The sequence below is a fragment of the Streptomyces sp. BR123 genome, assembly GCF_013401435.1.
GTDB lineage: Bacteria > Actinomycetota > Actinomycetes > Streptomycetales > Streptomycetaceae > Streptomyces.
This window is the reverse complement of the sequence record NZ_JACBGN010000124.1, coordinates 1-19,741: the sequence shown is the minus strand read 5'-3', so window position 1 is coordinate 19,741 and position 19,741 is coordinate 1. Positions and strand designations below refer to the sequence as shown.

General features: G+C 73.2%; 19 protein-coding genes. 6 read left to right on the top strand and 13 right to left on the bottom strand.

The window, feature by feature from the left end; translation table 11 throughout:
• Positions 1–64 precede the first annotated feature (64 nt).
• Positions 65–1,690, bottom strand: coding sequence for an alkaline phosphatase (locus HYE82_RS19845; RefSeq protein ID WP_179175454.1), 1,626 nt, complete (start codon positions 1,688–1,690; stop codon positions 65–67).
• Between the two features lie 115 nt (positions 1,691–1,805).
• Positions 1,806–2,660, bottom strand: a complete 855-nt coding sequence (locus tag HYE82_RS19840; protein WP_179175453.1) for an alpha/beta fold hydrolase — start codon at positions 2,658–2,660, stop codon at positions 1,806–1,808.
• A gap of 331 nt (positions 2,661–2,991) precedes the next feature.
• Between HYE82_RS19840 and HYE82_RS19835 the strand changes: the two genes are divergently transcribed.
• A complete protein-coding gene (locus HYE82_RS19835) occupies positions 2,992–3,750 on the top strand; it encodes a GntR family transcriptional regulator (RefSeq protein WP_179175452.1) in 759 nt (252 codons plus the stop codon).
• Between the two features lie 209 nt (positions 3,751–3,959).
• On the opposite strand, the gene HYE82_RS19830 is transcribed toward HYE82_RS19835, so the two are convergent.
• The 3 genes from HYE82_RS19830 to HYE82_RS39330 all read right to left on the bottom strand — a co-directional run bounded on the left by HYE82_RS19830 (position 3,960) and on the right by HYE82_RS39330 (position 7,081).
• Complete coding sequence (locus tag HYE82_RS19830) at positions 3,960–5,117, bottom strand: ROK family transcriptional regulator (protein ID WP_179175451.1); 1,158 nt, start codon at positions 5,115–5,117, stop codon at positions 3,960–3,962.
• A 136-nt stretch (positions 5,118–5,253) separates the two neighbouring features.
• Complete coding sequence (locus tag HYE82_RS19825; RefSeq protein WP_179175450.1) at positions 5,254–5,904, bottom strand: response regulator transcription factor; 651 nt, start codon at positions 5,902–5,904, stop codon at positions 5,254–5,256.
• 4 nt (positions 5,905–5,908) lie between these two features.
• On the bottom strand, positions 5,909–7,081 hold the full coding sequence (locus HYE82_RS39330) for a histidine kinase (RefSeq protein WP_179175449.1): 1,173 nt from the start codon (positions 7,079–7,081) through the stop codon (positions 5,909–5,911).
• Between the two features lie 108 nt (positions 7,082–7,189).
• Here HYE82_RS39330 and HYE82_RS19815 point away from each other — a divergent pair, with 108 nt between their 5' ends.
• From HYE82_RS19815 to HYE82_RS19805, 3 genes are read left to right on the top strand one after another with little or no spacing between them, the layout of a single operon-like run.
• Complete coding sequence (locus HYE82_RS19815) at positions 7,190–8,101, top strand: ABC transporter ATP-binding protein (RefSeq protein ID WP_179175448.1); 912 nt, start codon at positions 7,190–7,192, stop codon at positions 8,099–8,101.
• A gap of 38 nt (positions 8,102–8,139) precedes the next feature.
• Positions 8,140–8,889: an ABC transporter permease gene (locus HYE82_RS19810; RefSeq protein WP_179175447.1), complete on the top strand. Its 750-nt coding sequence runs from the start codon at positions 8,140–8,142 to the stop codon at positions 8,887–8,889.
• A gap of 40 nt (positions 8,890–8,929) precedes the next feature.
• A complete protein-coding gene (locus HYE82_RS19805; protein ID WP_179175446.1) occupies positions 8,930–9,364 on the top strand; it encodes a hypothetical protein in 435 nt (144 codons plus the stop codon).
• 3 nt (positions 9,365–9,367) lie between these two features.
• Here HYE82_RS19805 and mug read toward each other — a convergent pair whose 3' ends face one another.
• The 8 genes from mug to bioB all read right to left on the bottom strand — a co-directional run bounded on the left by mug (position 9,368) and on the right by bioB (position 18,289).
• Entirely contained in the window at positions 9,368–9,928 is a 561-nt protein-coding gene (mug, locus tag HYE82_RS19800) for a G/U mismatch-specific DNA glycosylase (protein WP_179175455.1), read from the bottom strand.
• A complete protein-coding gene (gene purB / locus HYE82_RS19795; protein ID WP_179175445.1) occupies positions 9,925–11,358 on the bottom strand; it encodes an adenylosuccinate lyase in 1,434 nt (477 codons plus the stop codon). The genes mug and purB overlap by 4 nt, the downstream gene beginning before the upstream one ends.
• 71 nt (positions 11,359–11,429) lie before the next feature.
• On the bottom strand, positions 11,430–12,221 hold the full coding sequence (locus tag HYE82_RS19790; protein WP_179175444.1) for an SGNH/GDSL hydrolase family protein: 792 nt from the start codon (positions 12,219–12,221) through the stop codon (positions 11,430–11,432).
• Between the two features lie 29 nt (positions 12,222–12,250).
• Positions 12,251–13,276, bottom strand: a complete 1,026-nt coding sequence (locus HYE82_RS19785; protein ID WP_179175443.1) for a hemolysin family protein — start codon at positions 13,274–13,276, stop codon at positions 12,251–12,253.
• Complete coding sequence (locus HYE82_RS19780; protein ID WP_179175442.1) at positions 13,273–14,613, bottom strand: hemolysin family protein; 1,341 nt, start codon at positions 14,611–14,613, stop codon at positions 13,273–13,275. The genes HYE82_RS19785 and HYE82_RS19780 overlap by 4 nt, the downstream gene beginning before the upstream one ends.
• Positions 14,614–14,966: 353 nt before the next feature.
• A complete protein-coding gene (bioD, locus tag HYE82_RS19775; protein ID WP_179175441.1) occupies positions 14,967–15,689 on the bottom strand; it encodes a dethiobiotin synthase in 723 nt (240 codons plus the stop codon).
• A gap of 1 nt (position 15,690) precedes the next feature.
• Positions 15,691–17,004, bottom strand: coding sequence for an adenosylmethionine--8-amino-7-oxononanoate transaminase (locus HYE82_RS19770; RefSeq protein ID WP_179175440.1), 1,314 nt, complete (start codon positions 17,002–17,004; stop codon positions 15,691–15,693).
• Positions 16,997–18,289, bottom strand: coding sequence for a biotin synthase BioB (gene bioB / locus HYE82_RS19765; protein ID WP_179175439.1), 1,293 nt, complete (start codon positions 18,287–18,289; stop codon positions 16,997–16,999). The genes HYE82_RS19770 and bioB overlap by 8 nt, the downstream gene beginning before the upstream one ends.
• A gap of 154 nt (positions 18,290–18,443) precedes the next feature.
• On the opposite strand from bioB, the gene HYE82_RS19760 reads away from it, so the two are divergent.
• Both HYE82_RS19760 and HYE82_RS39325 read left to right on the top strand, forming a co-directional pair.
• A complete protein-coding gene (locus tag HYE82_RS19760; RefSeq protein ID WP_179175438.1) occupies positions 18,444–19,619 on the top strand; it encodes an 8-amino-7-oxononanoate synthase in 1,176 nt (391 codons plus the stop codon).
• A 22-nt stretch (positions 19,620–19,641) separates the two neighbouring features.
• Positions 19,642–19,741, top strand: a 100-nt coding sequence (locus tag HYE82_RS39325) for a transposase (protein ID WP_369009814.1), incomplete at its 3' end; no start/stop codon positions are given.

Here is a 19,741-nt window from a genome sequence, read left to right as displayed (position 1 = left end):
GACTTGCCCCGCCCCGCCCCCTCTCGGCCCGTCCGGCCTTCCGTGCACGACCGCCCTCCTCGCCCTACTGCCCCACGCGGCCGGGGTGGAGCGTTTTGGTGAAGAGCACGCCGCCTCCCTGACGCCGCAAGCGCACGGTGAGCTCGCCGGAACCACCGTCGATCTCGACCTCTCCGTAGTACGGCGGGTTCTCGGACGGCGACATGTTCGCGAAAGGGGCCGACTGCACGAACTCCGTCCGGGGGCCGAACGTCGGGTCCAGCTTCCCGGCCGGAAATCCGCCCGCCCCGAGCGGGCCGGAGACGAACTCCCAGAACGGCGCGAAGTCGCCGAACGCCGCCCGCTCGGGGGCGTAGTGGTTCGCGGCGGTGTAGTGGACGTCCGCGGTCAGCCACAGGGTGCCCGTGATGTGCTGGTGCTTGATGTGGCGCAGGAGTTCGGCGATCTGGAGTTCACGGCCCAGCGGCATGCCCGGGTCGCCCTGCGCCACGGCCTCGAAGTTCGCGGCCCCGTCGGGCACGACGATCCCGAGCGGCATGTCGGCCGCGATCACCTTCCAGGCGGCCCGGGAGCGCGACAGTTCGCGTTTGAGCCAGGCGAGCTGCTCCGTACCCAGGATGCCGATCGGGTCGTCCGTCTGGCGGCCGGGGGAGTTGGCGTTGCGGTGGGTGCGCATGTCGAGCACGAACACGTCGAGGAGCGGGCCGTACCGCATCACCCGGTACATCCGGCCCTCGGCGCGGCCGCCGCGGAGGTCGGTGACGGGGAAGTACTCGCCGAAGGCCCGGCGGGCGCGGGCGGCGAGGGTGTCGACGTCCCGGACGGTGTAGCGGGGGTCCTCCAGCAGTTGGCCGGGGTACCAGTTGTTGCGGACCTCGTGGTCGTCCCACTGGGCGAGGACCGGCACCTGGGCGTTGAAGTCGCGCAGGTTGCGGTCGAGCAGGTTGTAGCGGAAGTTGCCGCGGAACTCGTCCAGGGTTTCGGCGACCTTCGACTTCTCCACGGTGGTGACGTTGTGCCAGACCCTGCCGTCGCGCAGCGGGAGGGAGGCCTGGATCGGCCCGTCGGCGTACACCGTGTCCCCGCTGAAGAGGAAGAAGTCGGGGTCGTGCAGCCGCATCTCGTCGAAGACGCGGTATCCGCCGAGGTCCGGGTTGATGCCCCAGCCCTGCCCCGCCAGGTCCCCGGACCAGACGAAGCGCACGTTCCGGCGGCGTGAGACGGGGGTCGTCCGGAAGGAGCCCTGCACGGGCCGGCCGCAGCGGCGCGGGTCGTCCGGGTCGGCCAGGACGACGCGGTAGTGGATCTGCTGCCCCGGGGGCAGGTCGTGCAGGGTGACGGTCCCGGTGCAGTCGGTGCCGGGGCCGAGCAAGGGGCCGCCGTGGTGGCGTACGCCGTAGCGGAAGGACTCGCTCGGGGAGGTGTGCACGTACATCCGCGCCGGGCGGTCGGAGCGTGTCCAGACGGTGGCCGCATGGGCGGTGATCTCGCCGGACTGGATGCCCCACGGCGCGCTCGGGCGGCCCGAGCGGGTGAAGGCCGGGGCGGCGGCGGGTCCGGCGGAGCCCACGGCCGAACCGCCGGTGGCGGTGGACGCGGCGAACGCCCGCGTGCCGGCCGCGCCGGACAGGGCGAGGCCCGCCGGCACGGCGAGCGAACCGCCGAGCAGGGACCGTCGGGTGTACGACATCGGTGCCATCGGAGCGTCTCCAGGGCCGGCCGGGGAAGGGTCGGACCAGTGTGCCGAGGCACCCCGGCCGGCCCGCGTCGCACACGCGAACCCCGGATGAACAGCCGCCGGACGGTCATCCCGCCTCAGCGTTCACCGCCTTCCGCACCGTGTCCAGGACCACCCGCGCCACCAGCGCCGGGTCGTCGTTCATCGGGACGTGGCCGCAGCCGGGCAGCCGCACCAGCCGGGCGTCGGGCACGACGTGCTTGGCGCGCACACCCTGGCGGGGCAGCAGCAGCCGGTCGCGGGAGCCCCAGGCGATGGTGACCGGCAGACCGGGGACGTCCTCGGTGAACCGTACGGAGCGGCCCGCCGCCAGGGTCTCCTCGAAGCCCGTCGCCTCGCGCAGGGCGACGGTCTCTGCGACCACGGCCTCGGGCGAACGGCGGGCCGGGCGTGCGTAGATGGTGCCGGTCAGCGCCGTCCGCCCGGCGGCGCTGTGCGAGAGCCGCTCCAGGGTAGACAGCGGCAGGGCCAGCGCGCCGACGCGCATCGCCCGCAGGGTCGCGAAGGCGTACCTGCGCTCGGCCTCGGTCCAGAAACCCGCGGGGGAGAGCGCGGTGACCGTACGGGCCAGGCTGCTGCGGCCCATCTCCAGCGCGAGGAGACCGCCGAGGGAGTTTCCGACGACGTGCGGGCGTTCGGCACCGAGGGCCGCGCAGAGCGAGCCGAGGGCGGCGGCGACGGTGCCGAGGTCGTACGGGACCCCGTGGGGCAGGGGCTCCGAGACGCCGAAGCCGGGCAGGTCGACGGCGATGACGTCGTGTTCGGCGGCCAGGATGTCGGTCACCGGGTGCCAGGCCTGGAGGTGGTGGCCTATGCCGTGCAGCAGGAGAAGCGGTTCGCCGGAGCCCCTGCGTTCGTAGGCGACCGTGGCGGTGCGGGGGCCCAGCGGCGAGTCGATCGGGAAGGAGACGGTCGCGGTCATGCTGCTCCTCGTCGGGTGGACGCGTGTGAGACAGGCTGTCAGTAATCGCTATGGTCATGATTACCGTCCGGTAGGCCTTGACTACAAGCCTGTGGCGCGTGTCGGAGCAGCGGAGTCCGGATCGCGCGGCGCGCCCTTGTGGGCGGAGCGAACATCGTATGAACGGCTTGATGCGTATGCCCGATGTGCCCGGTAAAGGGGTGAGGATTGGTCTTGACCAAGGTCCCGCACCGACCTATGGTCGCAGGGATAGTGCAGGAACCTTTAATAAACAAGGGCGCGGAACTGCCGCTGGAACACGGCGATTGCAGCGATGGCAGGAGGAGTCAGGGTGGGGACCACGCAGCTGGAAACGGTGCCGGAGCCGAAGTACTGGCATCTGAAGACCGTCCTGAGCGAGGCGCTCGACCAGGACTTCGCCGTGGGTGAGGTCCTCCCGAACGAGCGGGAGCTCGCCGCCCGTTTCGGCGTGGCGCGCGCGACCCTGCGCCAGGCGCTGGAGCAGCTGGAACTGGAAGGCCGCCTGCAGCGCCGCCGCGGAGTCGGCACCACCGTCGCCCCGCCCCGGGTCGGCGTCGCCGTCGGAACTCCCCGCCACAGCTGGCCCGGCGAAGCCGGCGACGGCTGGGAGGGCGTCGACGCCGTCGACGCGCCGGTGCCCGCGGCCGTCCTGAAGCTGCTGGGCGGCTCCGCCGACCAGCCCGTCCACACCGTGCGCCGGACCCGGGTCACCCAGGGCCAGGCCGTCGCGGCCGAGCTCCTGTACGTCCCCGCCGCCTCCGTGCCCGGCCTGTCCGCGATCGACGCGCCCGCCGGGGCCGCCCGCGCCCACGCCGTGCTGCGCGAGCTCCAGCGGCTCGCCCTGGACGGACAGGACCGCTCGGTCGAGCTGGGATCGGCCCGCGCCGACGATGCCAAGGAGCTGGACCGCCTGCCCGGAGCCCCGGTGCTGGTGGTCACCACCCGCTACTTCACCGCCGCGGGCACGGCGGCCGTCTCGGTCGCCACGTACCGCGCGGACACCTGCCGCCTCACCTTCGGCGACTCGGGCGACGTGGAGATGGCGCACGAGACCCGCGCCGCCTCCTGACCCTCGCCGCCTCCTGACCCTCGCGCCCCCGGGCCCTCGCGCCCCCGGGCCCTTGCGCCCCGGGCCCTCGCGCCCTCGCATACGACGGCCCCGTCCCGGCACCTTCGCCGGGACTCGCCCGCCGAGGCCGTACGCGCATGGCGGCAGACGTACCTCCAGGGCTCGCGGGTGCGGGCCCGCCGTTCACCGCCGTGTACGGGAGGTGCTGCTCAGCGGCGGCGCGAGGTGACGGTCTTCTCCACGGCGAAGAGCTCCTCCTCCACCCGGTCCAGCGCCAGCCGCAGCGCGCCGGTGGCCACCGCCGCCTCGCCGAGCAGGGACTGGGCCACCCGCGGAGGACGCAGGCAGTAGCGTTCCAGCTGACGGCGCAGCGGGTCCAGTACGCCGTCCAGGCCGGCCGCCCAGCCGCCGACCACCACCAGCTCCGGGTCCATCGCCAGCACCAGGGCCGCCACGTCGTGGACGAGGCGCCGGATGAATCGTTCCACCGCGGCCACAGCCCGCTCGTCCCCCCGCTGGGCCATCGTGAACACGTCCGCCATCGCCTGCTCGTCCAGCGGGTGCAGCGGCTCGCCGGTGGTCGACAGCAGCCGCTCGGGCGTCGCCTCGCGGCCCAGCAGATGGAGCGCGCCGATCTCGCCGGCGGCCCCGCCGAACCCGCGGTGCAGCCGGCCGCCGATCAGCGAGCCGGCCCCCGGGCTGAGCCCGGCCATGACGAACACCATGTCGTCGGTGTCCTGCGCGGCCCCCTTCCAGTGCTCGGCGAGGGCCGCCGCGTTGGCGTCGTTCTCCACCTGGACCGGGCAGCGGAAGGACCGCCGCAGCCGGTCCCCGAGCGGCAGCCCGGTCCAGCCGGGCAGCGCCGTGCCCAGGCGCACCGTACCGTCCGCCTCCACGATCCCGGGGCTGCCGACGCCGACGGCCCGCAGCGAGTCCCGCGGTACCCCCGCCCGGCGCAGCAGATCGGCCACCGCGGCCCGTACGCGCTCCAGCCGCTCGTCGGCGGTCGCGGTCTCGGCGACGTCCTTGGTGCCGGCGCCGATCACCCGCCCGTCCAGCCCGGACAGCAGTACCGCGATCCGGTGGGAGCCGATCTCTATGCCGAGCAGGTGTCCGGCCTCGGCGCGGAAGCGGAAGCGGCGGGCGGGCCGGCCCTGGCGGCGGGCGCCCTCCGCCGCATCCGCCTCGACGACGAGCCCGCTGCCGATCAGCCCCTCCACGACGCCCTCGACGGTCGGCCGTGACAGCCCGGTCACCCGGGTGAGGTCGGTGAGCGTCGGCGACTGGGCGGCGCGCAGCGCGCGCAGCACCACGGCCGAGTTGATCCGCCGGAGCAGAGAGGGATCTCCGCCGGTCAGCTGCCCCAACGTCTGTCCTCCCAGCTGGCGAGCCTATCTGCCGGATGGTACTGCGCCCCAGGTCAGACGGCGAGAACCGGCCCCGCCGCCGGACGCCGGCCTTCCCGTCACCCAGGGGAGCCGGATCCGGACGCCGACCTTCCCGTCACGCCGGGGCGACGAACCCCGACTCGTACGCGGTGATCACCGCCTGGGTCCGGTCCCGGGCCCCCAGCTTGCTGAGGATGGCGCTCACGTGCGACTTCACGGTCTCCGCGCCGACGATCAGCTCGCGGGCGATCTCCATATTGGTCAGCCCGCGGGTCATCAGCCGCAGCACCGCCTCCTCGCGCTCGGTCAGTGCGGCCCGCTCCAGGACTGCGCGCGCCGCCCGGTTCCCGTACTCCGCGGCCAGGGACCGGACGGCCGCGGGGAAGAGCAGGGTGTCGCCCTCGGCCACCAGCCGGACCGCGTGCACGATCTCCGACGGGCGGGCCCGCTTCAGCAGGAACCCGTCCGCCCCGGCCCGCAGCGCCTGGTACACGTACTCGTCGTTCTCGAAGGTGGTCACCACCAGGATCTTCGGCGGTGCCTGCACGCTGCGCAGCACCGCCCGGGTCGCCTCGATCCCGTCCAGCAGCGGCATGCGCACGTCCATCGCCACCACGTCCGGCCGGAGCTGCCGCACGAGCGGGACGACGGAGGCTCCGTCGGCCGCTTCGCCGACCACCTCGATGTCGGACTGGGAGTCAAGGACCGCGCGCAGACCCGCGCGCACCAGGGGTTCGTCGTCGACGAGGAGTACGGTAATCGGCACCCCGTCAGCGTATTCGCTGCAGTGGAAGCCGCGCGCGCACCCTCCAGCTGCCGTCGAACGGCCCGGTCTCCGTCTCCCCGCCCAGCAGCGCGGCCCGCTCCCGCATCCCGCGCAGCCCGGTCCCGCTACCGGACATGAACGCAGACCGCTTCGGCAGCGGGTTCGTGACCTCCAGGTCCAGGCTGTCTTCGGACATCTCGACCCGGACCCGGACCGGCACCGGACCGCAGTGCCGCAGCACATTGGTCAGCGCCTCCTGCAGGATCCGGTAACCCTCCCGGGTGACCGGGCCGGGCAACTTCTCCAGTGCCCCGGACAGTTGGGCGTCCACCACGGCCCCCGACGCGCGGGCGGACTCCAGCAGCCGGTCCGCCTCCGCGAGCGTCGGCCGCTGCGAAGGCCGTTGCGACGACTCCCGCAGCACGATCAGGACGCGCTCCAGATCCTCCAGTGCGGCCCGGCCGGTGTCCTCGATCGCGGCCAGCGCCCGCTCGGTGAACTCCGGATCGCCCGCGGCCCTCGCCGCCCCGGCCTGTACCACGGCCACCGTCAGCGCGTGCCCGATCGAGTCGTGCAACTCGCGTGCGATCCGCGTACGTTCCAGCAGCTGCTCGGTCCGCGCCTCCAGCTCGCTGACCCGCTCGGCGGCCGAAGGCCCCAGCAGCCGGCGCGCGATGGCGGTGATCAGCTCGCCCATGCCGACCACCAGCGCGAGGAGCACCACCAGCGGCAGCGGTGCGAGGAGTGCGGCGGCCCATGCCGGAGGATCCACCGGCAGTATCGCGTCGGACTCCGCTGACCTGCCGCACGCGATGACGACCAGCTCCGTGGTGAGCATCAGGAGCCACGCCGAGAGCGGTGTTGCGATCGCGGAGAAGACGAGCCGGATCTCCACCCACAGCAGCGTCCGCCACCGGTCCACCCACAGCGTCGACTTGGCGGTGCTGATACCGCTCCCGGCCGGGTCCTCGTCCGGCGTGAGCAGGAACCGTGCCTGCTTTCCCTCCGCCTGCCGCATCCACGGCATCAGAGCCACGGGCACGGCGAGCAGCAGCGGGGCCCACGGGGCCTCGGGTGCGATGAAGAGCCACAGCGCCTCGGCCAGGATGGGCATGCACAGGTGCAACCAGCGTGAGTACGTGACCGGTTGGCGCGCGGCACGGAGGAGTCGGTACATGCCCCCATGGTCGCAGTGCCCCCGCCGGTGCCGTCTCCCCCGCACGGGGGAGACGGCACCCCCGTGCGGGGGAGGGAACGGGGTGGGGCCGGCGGCGAATCTTGAGCCATGAACAGCATCGAGATCCGAGAACTGACGAAGGACTACGGCGCCACCCGTGCCGTGGACCACCTCACCTTCACCGTGCGGCCGGGCTTGGTCACCGGGTTCCTCGGCCCCAACGGGGCAGGGAAGTCCACCACGATGCGCCTGCTGCTGGGACTGGACCGGGCCACCTCGGGCACCGCCACCATCGGCGGTCGGCGGTTCGTCGACTCTCCGGCACCACTGCGCCAGGTCGGCGCCCTCCTGGACGCCCAGGCCGCCCACGGCGGGCGGACCGCCCGGAACCACCTGCGCATCCTCGCCGCGACCAACCGGATACCGGTCGCCAGGGTGGAAGAGGTCCTGGAGCGGACCGGGATGGCCCCCGCGGCCAAGCGCCGGATCAAGACCTTCTCCCTGGGCATGCGCCAGCGGCTCGGAATAGCAGCCGCACTGCTGGGCGATCCCGGGGTGCTCCTTCTGGACGAGCCCACGAACGGGCTCGACCCCGAGGGCATCATCTGGATCCGCCGCCTGATGCGGGAACTCGCCGCCGAGGGGCGGACGGTCCTGGTCTCCAGCCACCTGATGTCCGAGACGGCCGCGTTGGCCGACCACCTGATCGTCATGGGCAAGGGCAAGCTGCTGGCCGACAGTCCCTTGGAGGGCTTCATCGACGCCCGCAGCACCCCGAGGGTACGGCTGCGCACCTCGGACCCGTCGCGGATGCGGGCGATGCTGGCCCGCGAAGGCTTCGAGATGGCGACCGCCGACCAGGGGCACTGGACGGTCGAGGGCATACGGGCCGAGCGGCTCGGCACCATGGCCGCCAGCGAGGGCATCCCCGTACTCGAACTCGCCGACGAGCGGACCTCACTGGAGCAGGCCTACCTCGACCTCACCGCCGACCACGCCCGCCACTCGGCGATCCGCTGACCTTCCAACCCGCCGACCCCGTCAAGGAGGCGTCCACCATGAGCTCCGCGCTGCCCACCGTCCCCGTCCTGCACTCGGAATGGCTCAAGATACGATCCCTGCGCGGTACCGTGGGCTCACTCGCCGCCGTCCTCGCCGCGACCGCCGGCGTCCAGGCACTCGTCTCCGCGACGGTCGGCGAGGCCGAAGCGACGAGCTCGGGCGGCGACCCGCTGTTCGGGGCGTTCTACGGCATCAACTTCGGCCAAGTCGCGGCCATCGCGTTCGGCGCGACCGCCGTGTCCGCGGAGTTCCAGCAGGGCGGGCTGCGCACCTCGCTCACCGCGGTGCCGAACCGCAGCCGCCTGTACCTGTCGAAGATCGCCGTGGTGGCCGGGCTCATGTTCGTGGTCGGGCAGCTCACCGGGCTCGCCACGTTCCTCGGGGGCCAGGCGCTCATGGGGTCGTCCGCCCTGGACCTGGGTGCCCCCGGGACCTACAGGGCCATCGTCGGCTCCGGCCTCTACCTCATGCTGATGGCGCTGTTCGCCGCCGGCCTCACGGCGGTCCTGCGCAGCGCGGCGCTCGTGCTGAGCCTGCTCATACCCTTCGTGTTGATCGCTTCGTTCGTCATCGGCGCGGCCGCTTCGAGCGTCGGCCAGTACCTGCCCGACCAGGCCGGGCAGGTGCTCCTCCGCCAGCAGGCGACCGGCAGCCTCGGCCCCTGGAGCGGCCTCGCGGTGACGGCGCTGTGGGCGGCGGCCGCGCTGGCCCTCGGCTGGCTGTCGCTGCACCGCAGGGACGCGTGACGCCGGGCCAATTGTCAGTGGCCCGCGGAATACTGACGCCATGACCACGGCACAGCATCTCGAGACCATCGATCGGCTCCTGACGCGTGATTTCCCCGAGGCCCGGGGGAGGACCGGGGTGGGCACGAGCGGGCCCGGCTACCACCTCGCCGAGCTGGGTCCCAGCCGGTGGTACGGCGACGAGGACGCCGCCGATCGCGCCGAGTGCGAGGAGCAGGTGTCAGCCGAGTACGGTGCGCTGACCCACCGGCTGGAGGAGCGCTGGGGACCGCCCGCCATGTTCAGCCTCGACAGCCTGCGGTTGCGGGAGGGCGGGGAAGAGGCGGCGCAGCCGTGGTCGGAGATCGCCGCCACCACCGACCACCTGCACCTGTGGCGGGCCGGGGACCGCTGGGTGGCCGTCTACGCCGGGGCCTGGGGGGCCGACCACTCGCCGCAGCTGATGGTCGCGGTCACCGTGATCGACCCGCCCTAGGACCTAGGCGTCCGGCCGTCCCTCGGGGGCGGACTCGGCGGCCGTGCGGAGGCGGGCGTACTCCCGGGCCATGGTTTCCGCGGTCCAGTGGGCGTTGAGACCGCTGGGGTTGGGGAGGGCCCAGATGCGGGTGGAGCCGATGGTCCGCTCCTGCGGGCCTACGGCGGCTCGCTTCTCGCCGAAGGCCGTGCGGTAAGCCGTGACGCCGGCGACGGCCAGCCAGTGGGGGCGCAGGCGCTCCACCTTGGCCCTCAGGATGCGGCCGCCCTCGATCAGTTCCTCCGTGCTCAGCTCGTCGGCGCGGGCTGTGGCGCGGGCGACGACGTTGGTGATGCCGAGCCGGTAGGTCAGCAGCTCCTCCTGCTCCGCCGGGGCCAGGCGGCGCGGCGTGAAGCCGGCCAGGTGCAGGACGGGCCAGAAGCGGTTGCCGGGACGGGCGAAGTGGTGCCCCGTCGCGGCGGAGAGGAGACTCGGGTTGATTCCGCAGAACAGCACGCGCAGACCGCCCGCGACCACGTCGGGGACGACGCGGTCGCGGGCGGCTTCGAGCTCCCCGCGGGTCAGAGGATCGACCCCGGCGCGTACCCGGCGGCCTCCGGGTACTGCTTGGCGATCGCCTCGATACGGGAGACCACCGCCGAAACCTGGGCGCCGGCGGCGCCCGTGAAGGACAGCTTGTCGGCCATCAGGGCATCGAGCTGCGCCCGGTCCAGCGGCATCCGCTCGTCCGCGGCCAGCTTGTCCAGCAGCTCGTTCCGCTCGGCACCCTGCTCGCGCATCGCGAGCGCGGAGGCCACTGCGTGCTCCTTGATGATCTCGTGGGCGACCTCGCGGCCGACGCCGGTCCGCACCGCGCCCATCAGGACCTTGGTGGTCGCGAGGAACGGCAGGTAGCGGTCGAGCTCGCGGGCCACGACGGCCGGGAAGGCGCCGAACTCGTCGAGGACCGTCAGGAAGGTCTCCAGAAGGCCGTCGAAGGCGAAGAACGCGTCCGGCAGCGCCACGCGGCGGACCACGGAGCAGGAGACGTCGCCCTCGTTCCACTGGTCGCCGGCCAGCTCGCCGGTCATCGAGGCATAGCCGCGGAGGATGACCATGAGTCCGTTCACACGCTCGCAGGAGCGGGTGTTCATCTTGTGCGGCATCGCGGAGGAGCCGACCTGGCCCGGCTTGAAGCCCTCGGTCACGAGCTCGTGGCCGGCCATCAGGCGGATCGTCTTCGCGATGGACGACGGGGCGGCGGCCAGCTGCACCAGGGCGGTGACCACGTCGTAGTCGAGGGAGCGCGGGTAGACCTGGCCGACGGAGGTGAAGGCCTGGGCGAAGCCGAGGTGGTCGGCGATGCGCTGCTCCAGGTCGGCGAGCTTGGCGGCGTCGCCGCCCAGCAGGTCGAGCATGTCCTGGGCGGTGCCGACCGGGCCCTTGATCCCGCGCAGCGGGTAGCGGCCGATCAGGTCCTCCAGGCGGTCGAAGGCGACCAGCAGCTCGTCGGCGGCGGTGGCGAAGCGCTTGCCGAGGGTGGTCGCCTGCGCGGCGACGTTGTGGGAGCGGCCGGCCATGACCAGCTCGGCGTGCTCGCCGGCGAGCTTGCCGAGGCGGGCGAGGACGGCGACCGTGCGGTTGCGGGCCAGCTCCAGGGAGAGCCGGATCTGCAGCTGCTCGACGTTCTCGGTGAGGTCTCGGGAGGTCATGCCCTTGTGGACGTGCTCGTGGCCGGCGAGGGCGTTGAACTCCTCGATGCGTGCCTTCACGTCGTGCCGGGTGACCTTCTCGCGCTCGGCGATGGAGGCGAGGTCGACGGTTTCCAGGACGCGCTCGTAGTCGGCGAGGGCGGCGTCCGGGACCTCGATGCCGAGGTCCTTCTGGGCGCGCAGGACGGCGAGCCACAGCCGCCGCTCCAGCGTCACCTTGTACTCGGGGGACCACAGGACGGCGAGCTCCGGGGAAGCGTAGCGGCCGGCCAGGACATTGGGGATGCGGGGCTTGGCTGTCACGTGTAGGGATTCTACTGGGGCCGCTGCTGTGCGATTGCGCAGGTCGGACGCCCGCCCCGGATTGTGCCTTGCTACGAGAGCCGCTCGTCCGCGGAGGCCTGGTACGGCAGCAGCTCCGGCCGCTTGGCCGGGCGGCCGTCGCCGGAGGAGCGGCCGGTCAGCCGGCGGCCGATCCACGGCAGCAGGTGCTGCCGGGCGAAGCTCAGGTCCTGGGAGCGGCGCACGCCCCACCCCGGCGGTGCGGTGGGCGGCAGCGCTGCGCGCCAGTCCTCCTCCGCCGACAGTCCGAGAGTCTGCCAGACGGCCTCGGCCACCCGCCGGTGGCCCTCGCGTGTCAGGTGCAGCCGGTCCACGTCCCACAGCCGCGGGTCGCCGAGCACGGCGGCCCCGTAGAGGTCGACCACCAGGGCGCCGTGCCGGGCGGCGAGCTCCTCGACGATGCCGAAGAGCTCCTCCATCCGGGGCCGGAAGCGCTCCATGACCGGGCCGTGCCGCCCTGGCGAGCGCATCAGCACCAGCGTCTTGCAGGAGGGGGCCAGCAGCTCGACGGCCTCCTCCAGGTGACCCCGGACGCGGCCCATGTCGACCTTGGGCCGCAGGGCGTCGTTCAGCCCGCCCACCAGTGTCACCACGTCGGCGCGCATCGCCGCCGCCACCGGGGCCTGGTCCCGGGCGATCTGCCCGATCAGCTTCCCGCGGACCGCGAGGTTGGCGTAGCGGAAGCCCGGCTCGCGCGCGGCGAGCCGGGCCGCCAGCAGGTCGGCCCAGCCGCGGTAGGAACCGTCCGGCAGCAGGTCGGACATGCCCTCGGTGAAGGAGTCGCCGACCGCGACGAAACTGGTGTACGACGCATTCATCCCCATGGCGCAGTGATGCTACCGTGCAGTACGGATCATGTGGAGGCGGGGCGCCCGAACAGCTCGCGCAGCACGTCCTCCATCGTCACCAGCCCCGCCATCGTCCCGCCCGGGCCGAGGACCGCCGCCAGGTGCGTCCGGCTGCGCCTCATCGCCGTCAGCACGTCGTCCAGCTGGGTCTCCGCCCGCACCTGCGCGATCGGCCGCAGGGTCGACACCGGGAACGGCTCCTCCCGCTCCGGCCCGTCCGCGTCCAGGGCGTCCTTGACGTGCAGGTACCCCAGGATCCTGGACTGCGGGTCGATCACCGGGAAGCGGGAGTACCCGGACGAGGCCGACAGCCGCTCCAGTCCCGCCGGCGTGATGCCCACCCGGGCCGCGACGACCCGGTCCGCGGGCAGCACCACGTCGGTGGCAGGTCGCCGGCCCAGCTCCAGGGCGTCGTACAGGCGTTCGCTCGCGCGGTCGTCGATGAGCCCCGCGTCGCTGGAGTCCTTCACGATCCGCGCGAGTTCGTCGTCGGAGAACGTCGCGGAGACCTCGCCCTTCACCTCGACCCGCAGCAGCCGCAGCAGCAGGTTGGCGAAGGCGTTGACCGCGAAGATCACCGGGCGCAGCGCCCGGGTGGCCGCCACCAGCGGCGGGCCGAGGAGCAGCGCGGTGCGCACCGGCTCGGACAGGGCCACGTTCTTCGGCACCATCTCGCCGAAGAGCATGTGGAGGTACGTCGCCAGCGTCAGCGCCACCGCGAACGAGATGGCGTGCGTCAGACCGGACGGTATGCCCACGAGGTCGAACAGCGGGGCCAACAGGTGGGCGATGGCCGGCTCGGCCACCACGCCCAGCACGAGGGTGCACAAGGTGATGCCCAGCTGCGCCGCCGCCATCACGGCGGAGACGTGCTCCAGGCCCCACAGCACGGAGCGGGCCCGCCGGTCACCCTGCTCGGCGTACGGCTCGATCTGGCTGCGCCGGACCGAGATCAGCGCGAACTCCGCGCCGACGAAGAAGGCGTTGACGACGAGGGTCGCCAGGCCGATCAGCAGTTGCAGCATGGTCATCGGTGAGCCTCCCCACCGGGTTCCTGACCAGGAGCGGCCGGAGCGCGCAGCAGCACGCGCGCGGCGCGCCGCCCGCCGGCATCGACCACGTCGAGCTGCCAGTCCTCCAGCTCCAGGCTGTCGCCGACGGCCGGGATCCGCCCGAGCTCGGTCGCTATCAGACCGGCGAGGGTCTCGTACGGGCCGTCCGGGACGCGCAGCCCGATCTGCCGAAGCCGGTCGGTCCGCGCGGCACCGTCGGCTGTGTAGAGCTGCCGCCCGGAGGCGTCCCTGCCGGCCGGGGCCAGGTCCGGGGTCTCGAGCGGGTCGTGCTCGTCATGCACCTCGCCGACGACCTCCTCCATGATGTCCTCCAGCGTGGCGACGCCGGCGGTGCCGCCGTACTCGTCGATCACGACGGCCATGGTCTGCTTGCCGGAGAGCCGGTCCAGCAGCCGGTCCACGGTGAGCGACTCCGGTACGAACAGCGGCGGGCGCAGCAGCTGCGCGACGGGGTGGCGGCGCCGGGCCTCGGCCGACAAGGCGAGGACGTCCTTGATGTGGACCGTGCCGACGACGGTGTCGAGGCTGCCCCGGTACACCGGGAACCGCGACAGGCCGGTCGCCAGGGTCGCGTTGGCCACGTCCTCCGCCGTGGTCTGCACGTCGAGCGCGGTGACCTGGACGCGCGGGGTCATGACGTTCTCCGCGGTCAGGTCGGCGAGGTTGAGGGTCCGGACGAAGCGCTCGGCGGCTTCCCGCTCCAGGGCGCCGGCCTTGGCCGAGTGCCGGGCCAGGGCCACCAGTTCCTGCGGGGAGCGCGCGGAGGCGAGCTCCTCGGCCGGCTCCAGCCCGAGCCGGCGGACCAGGTGGTTCGCGGTGCTGTTCAGATGGCTGATGAACGGGCGGAACGCCCGGCTGAAGACCCGCTGCATGGTCGCCACCCGCTTGGCGATGGCCAGCGGGGAGGAGATCGCCCAGTTCTTGGGCACCAGCTCGCCGACGACCATCAGGACGACGGTCGACAGCACGGTGCCGAGGACCAGCGCGGTCGAGGAGGCGGCGGAGGCCGACAGGCCCATGGCTTCGAAGGGGCCCTGGAGCAGGGCGGCGATCGACGGCTTGGCGATCATGCCGATGATCAGGCCGGTCACGGTGATGCCGAGCTGGGCGCCGGACAACTGGAAGGTCAGGCTGCGCACGGCGGCCAGGGCGCTCTCGGCACCGCGCTCGCCGCGCTCGGCAGCCTGTTCGAGCTCGCTGCGCTCGACGGTGGTCAGGGAGAACTCGGCCGCGACGAACACCCCGCAGGCAAGGCAGAGCAGCAGCGCCACGACGAGCAGGAGCACCTCGGTCATCGGTCCCTCACCTCCGTCCCATGGTCAGTCAGGAGGAGGCGCAGCGCGCGGTGTCGCACGGCGCGGTGCCGGGTGCAGCGATATCGGTTACCGGGGGGCTCGTCCATGGGCGGACGCTCACACCTTTCACGGGATCTCGTCGGATTTCGGCCGGATGCCCATCATGGTAAAGGAAAGGCAAAGCGATGGCGTCATCCTTTCGGCGGAGTGATCGCCGGATTCGACGGCGCCGGGGACTGCGCCGGGGACGGCGCGCCGACGCGATGGCGCACAGCAGAGCGCCCCGTCCGGGGACGGGGCGCTCGGTGTTGCGGCGTGGCACGGCATGCCCGTGCGGGCGGGGCCTGCCGGGGCTACGGGGCCGGCCAGGCGGCCAGGAAGGACGGCGCCGACCACGTGCCCCACAGTGAGGGGTCCAGCCAGGCCGGGGCCGCGGCCCGGAACTCCTCCGGGGCCAGCGCTCCCGAGCCCTCCGGCACCGCGCCCAGCAGCGGCAGCCCGGACGAGGAGGGCAGGTCCGCCAGGTTGCAGCGGCAGGCCAGGTCGGGGTCGGCGGGCCAGCTGCCGATGACCACGCCGAGCGCGGCAAGCTGCCGGGCCCGCAGCGCTTCGGCCGTCAGGGTCGTGGAGTTCAGCGTTCCGAGGGCCGCGGGGGCGACCACCAGGACGGGGGCGTCCATCAGCCGTGCCGCATCGGCGAGGGTGTGGCCCGCCTCGTCGAAGCGGACCAGGAGGCCGCCCGCCCCCTCCACCAGGACGAGGTCGTGGGAGGCGGCGAGCTTCTCCGCGGCCTCCGCGATCTCGCCCGGGGAGAGCGTCGGCAGCCCGGCGCGGCGCGCCGCCGTGTCCGGGGCCAGCGGCTCCGGATAGCGGGCCAGTTCCACAGCGGTGACGGACGGTCCGGCGAGGCGGTTCGCATCGGCGGCGTCCCCCGGGACGCCGGGCTCCAGCCCGGTCTGCGCCGGCTTGAGCACCGCCACCGAGCGGCCGGCGGCCGCGGCGGAGGCCGCGATCGCCGAGGTGACGACGGTCTTGCCGATCTCCGTGCCCGTTCCGGACACCACGATCACGGACATGTCAGCCCACCTCCGCGGCCGCGCACACCGCGCGGCAGATCCGGGCGAGGTCGGCGTCACCCGTCACGAACGGCGGCATCGTGTAGACGAGGTCGCGGAAGGGGCGCAGCCACACGCCCTCGCGGACCGCTGCCGCCGTCGCCGCCGCCATGTCCACCTCGTGCTCCAGCTGGACCACGCCGATCGCGCCCAGCACGCGCACGTCCCGGACACCCGGCAGCTCCCGGGCCGGGGCCAGGCCCTCCAGCAGCCCCGCCTCGATCCGCTTGACCTCACGCTGCCAGTCCTGGCCGAGGAGCAGCTCGACCGAGGCCAGCGCCACGGCGGTGGCGAGCGGATTGCCCATGAACGTCGGCCCGTGGGCGAGCACCGGCACCTCGCCCCGCGAGATGCCGGCCGCCACCCGCTCCGTGCACAGCGTGGCCGCCAGGGTGAGGTAGCCGCCGGTCAGGGACTTGCCCAGGCACATCACGTCCGGGGTGATCCCGGCGTGGGCGGCCGCGAACAGGGCGCCGGTGCGGCCGAAGCCGGTCGCGATCTCGTCCAGGACGAGCAGGACGTCGTACTCGTCGCACAGCTCGCGCAGGACCCGCAGGTAGCCCGGGTTGTGGAAGCGCATGCCGCCCGCGCCCTGGACCACCGGCTCCACGATCACCGCGGCCAGCTCCTCGGCGTGTCCGGCGATCAGGGAGCGCAGGTGGGCGACGTAGGCGGGGTCCACCGGCGCGTCGAAGCCGCCCGGCGGGACGTCCGCGAAGACCTGGCGCGGGAGGACTCCCGACCACAGCTCGTGCATGCCGCCGTCCGGGTCGCAGACGGCCATCGGCGTCCAGGTGTCCCCGTGGTAGCCGCCCCGCCAGGTCATCAGCCTGGTCTTGGACCGCCGGCCGGTGGAACGCCAGTACTGCAGGCACATCTTCGCCGCGACCTCGACCGAGACGGAGCCCGAATCTGCGAGGAAGACGTGTTCCAGGCCGGCCGGGGTGATCTCGACGAGCTTCGCCGCAAGCCGGACCGCGGGCTCGTGGGTGAGCCCGCCGAACATCACGTGCGACATGCGTCCGAGCTGGTCGGCCGCCGCATCGTTGAGCACCGGGTGGTTGTACCCGTGGATCGCCGACCACCAGGAGGACATGCCGTCGACCAGCTCGTCCTGCCCCTGTGAGGGTTCGGCGAGCCGCAGCCGCACGCCCGAGGCGGAGGAGACGACCAGCGGCTCCTGCCGCCCCGGCATCGGGCCGTAAGGGTGCCAGACGTGCTGCCGGTCCAGCGCGAGGAGTTCGGCGGCCGGCAGCGGACCGTGCGGGTCAGGCATTGGGGGCGAGGTTCGTCCCCGCGCCGCGGCGGCGCACCGTCACCAGGTCCGAGCGCAGCTCGCCCGCCGGGGCCTGCGCGAGGACGGGCTCGGCCTCGGCCGGGGCGGCGGGCTCGGCCGAGGCACCGGCATCGGGCGCGGCGCCCGCCTCGGCCGTGGCACCGGCCTCGGCCGCGGGCTCGTGCGCGTGGCCGGAGCAGCCGCCGCACGCCGAGCCGCAGCCGGCCTCCGCCGCCACGGAACCGCACGGTCCGTGCGCCGCGGCCGCCGCGGCGGCGTCCGCCCGGTGCGCGGGAAGGGTCTGCGTACCGGCGCCCTCCACCTCGAAGCCGGCGTCGGCGATCATGTCGAGATCGGCCTGGCCGGCCTGGCCCTCGCTGGTGAGGTAGTCGCCCAGGAAGATCGAGTTCACCACCTGCAGGGCCAGCGGCTGCATGCTGCGCAGATGCACCTCGCGGCCGCCCGCGAGCCGGACCTCGATGTCGGGGCAGACGAACCGCACCATGGCGAGGATGCGCAGGCAGCGCTGCGGGGTGAGGTTCCACTCCTTGGCCAGCGGCGTGCCCTCGAACGGGATCAGGAAGTTGACCGGCACGGAGTCCGGGTCCAGCTCGCGCAGCGAGTAGACGACGTCCACCAGGTCCTCGTCCGTCTCGCCCATGCCGGCGATCAGGCCGGAGCAGGCGGACAGGCCCGCGGCGTGCGCCTTCTGCACGGTGTCGACCCGGTCCGCGTAGGTGTGGGTCTGGGTGATCTGCCCGTAGGTCGCCTCGGACGTGTTGAGGTTGTGGTTGTAGGCGTCGGCGCCCGCGTCCTTCAGGCGCTCCGCCTGACCGTCCGTGAGCAGGCCCAGGCAGGCGCAGACCTCGATGCCCTCGTTCTGCTCCTTGATGGCCTCGATGGTCTTGCCGACGCGCTCCACGTCGCGGTCCGTCGGGCCGCGCCCGCTCGCCACCAGGCACACGCGCTTGGCGCCGCCCGCGACACCGGCCGCGGCGGCCTTCGAGGCCTCGTCCGGCTTCAGCCAGGTGTACTTGAGGATGTCCGCCTTCGAGCCCAGGCGCTGGGAGCAGTACGAGCAGTCCTCCGGACAGAGCCCGGACTTCAGGTTGACCAGGTAGTTCAGCTTCACCCGACGTCCGAACCACCGGCGGCGCACCTTGCCGGCCGCGGCCACCACGTCGAGCAGGTCGTCGTCAGAGGTCGCCAGTACGGCGAGCGCCTCTTCGCGGGTCGGCAGCTCGCGCCGCAGCCCCTTGTCCACCAGGGTGTTCAGCAGATCCATGAGGGCGATCCTGGACCACGCGACCACTCCCGGCCAAGGAGAGATCGCACAACATGGCCGGAACGGAGTGTGTGTATTGCCACACCAGACACTCGGGTATCGGCCGTTAGGGTCGGGCGACGCCTGTGGACAGCCGACAAATCGCGAGGACCAGATGCCCCAGCAGAGCCGCGAGACCGAGGACGTGTTCGCGTGGATCGATGCCGCCGAACGGGTCCGGGAGCAGGCGGGGCTCGTGCGGACCCTGCGCCCCCGTCCTGCCGACTCGCCGCTGCTCGACCTCGCGAGCAACGACTACCTGGGCCTGTCCCGGCACCCGGACACCGTGCGCGGGGCCTGTGAGGCGGCCGCCCGGTGGGGCGCAGGGGCCACCGGATCGCGCCTGGTCACCGGTACGACCGAGCTGCACGGGGAGCTGGAGCGGGAGCTCGCCGACTTCTGCGGTTTCGAGGCCGCGCTCGTGCTGTCCTCCGGCTACGCGGCCAACCTCGCCGCCGTCACCGCGCTCAGCGACCGGGGCACCCTCGTCGTCTCCGACGCGGGGAACCACGCCTCCATCGTCGACGGATGCCGGCTCTCGCGTGCCGCGACCGCGGTGAGCCCGCATGCGGACCCGGAGGCCGCGCTCAAGGCGCTCGCCGCACACGAGGGCCGGGCGCTGCTGGTCAGCGACTCGGTGTTCTCCGTCGACGGGGACGCGGCACCGCTCGCCGGCTATGCCGCGGCCTGCCGCGAGGAGGGTGCGGCGCTGCTCGTGGACGACGCCCACGGTCTGGGCGTGCTGGGCGAGGGCGGCCGCGGCGCGCTGCACGCGGCCGGACTGGCGGGCGCGCCGGGCGTGGTCGCCACGCTGACCCTCTCGAAGTCCCTGGGCAGCCAGGGCGGTGCCGTCCTCGGCCCTGCCAAGGTGATCCGGCACCTGGTCAACACCGCCCGGACCTTCATCTTCGACACCGGTCTGGCCCCGGCCGCCGCGGGCGCTGCGCTGGCGAGCCTGCGGCTGCTGCGGCGCGAACCGGAGCGCGCCGGGCAGGCCCGCGAGGTGGCCCGTCTGCTGTTCGGGCGGCTCACCGCGTCCGGCCTGACCGCGGCCCGGCCGGACGCGGCCGTGGTGTCGGTACGGGCCCCCTCGGCCGCGGCGGCACTGCGCTGGGCCGCCGACTGCCGCGAGGCGGGTCTGTCCGTGGGGTGCTTCCGGCCGCCGTCGGTGCCGGACGGCATCTCCCGGCTGCGGCTGACCGCCCGGGCCGATCTCACGGGGGACGAGATCGATCGGGCCGTCGAGACGATCCTGCGGACCGCCCCGACCGGGGCCGCGGACGCGCCCTAAGGCCTGTCTGATAATTGATCTTGTGGCAGGTCGAGGCGAGTTGACGGATGCGGCGTGGGAGCGGATAGAGCCCTTGCTGCCGCGCATGGACGGGCGTGGGCGTCCGTGGCGTGATCACCGGC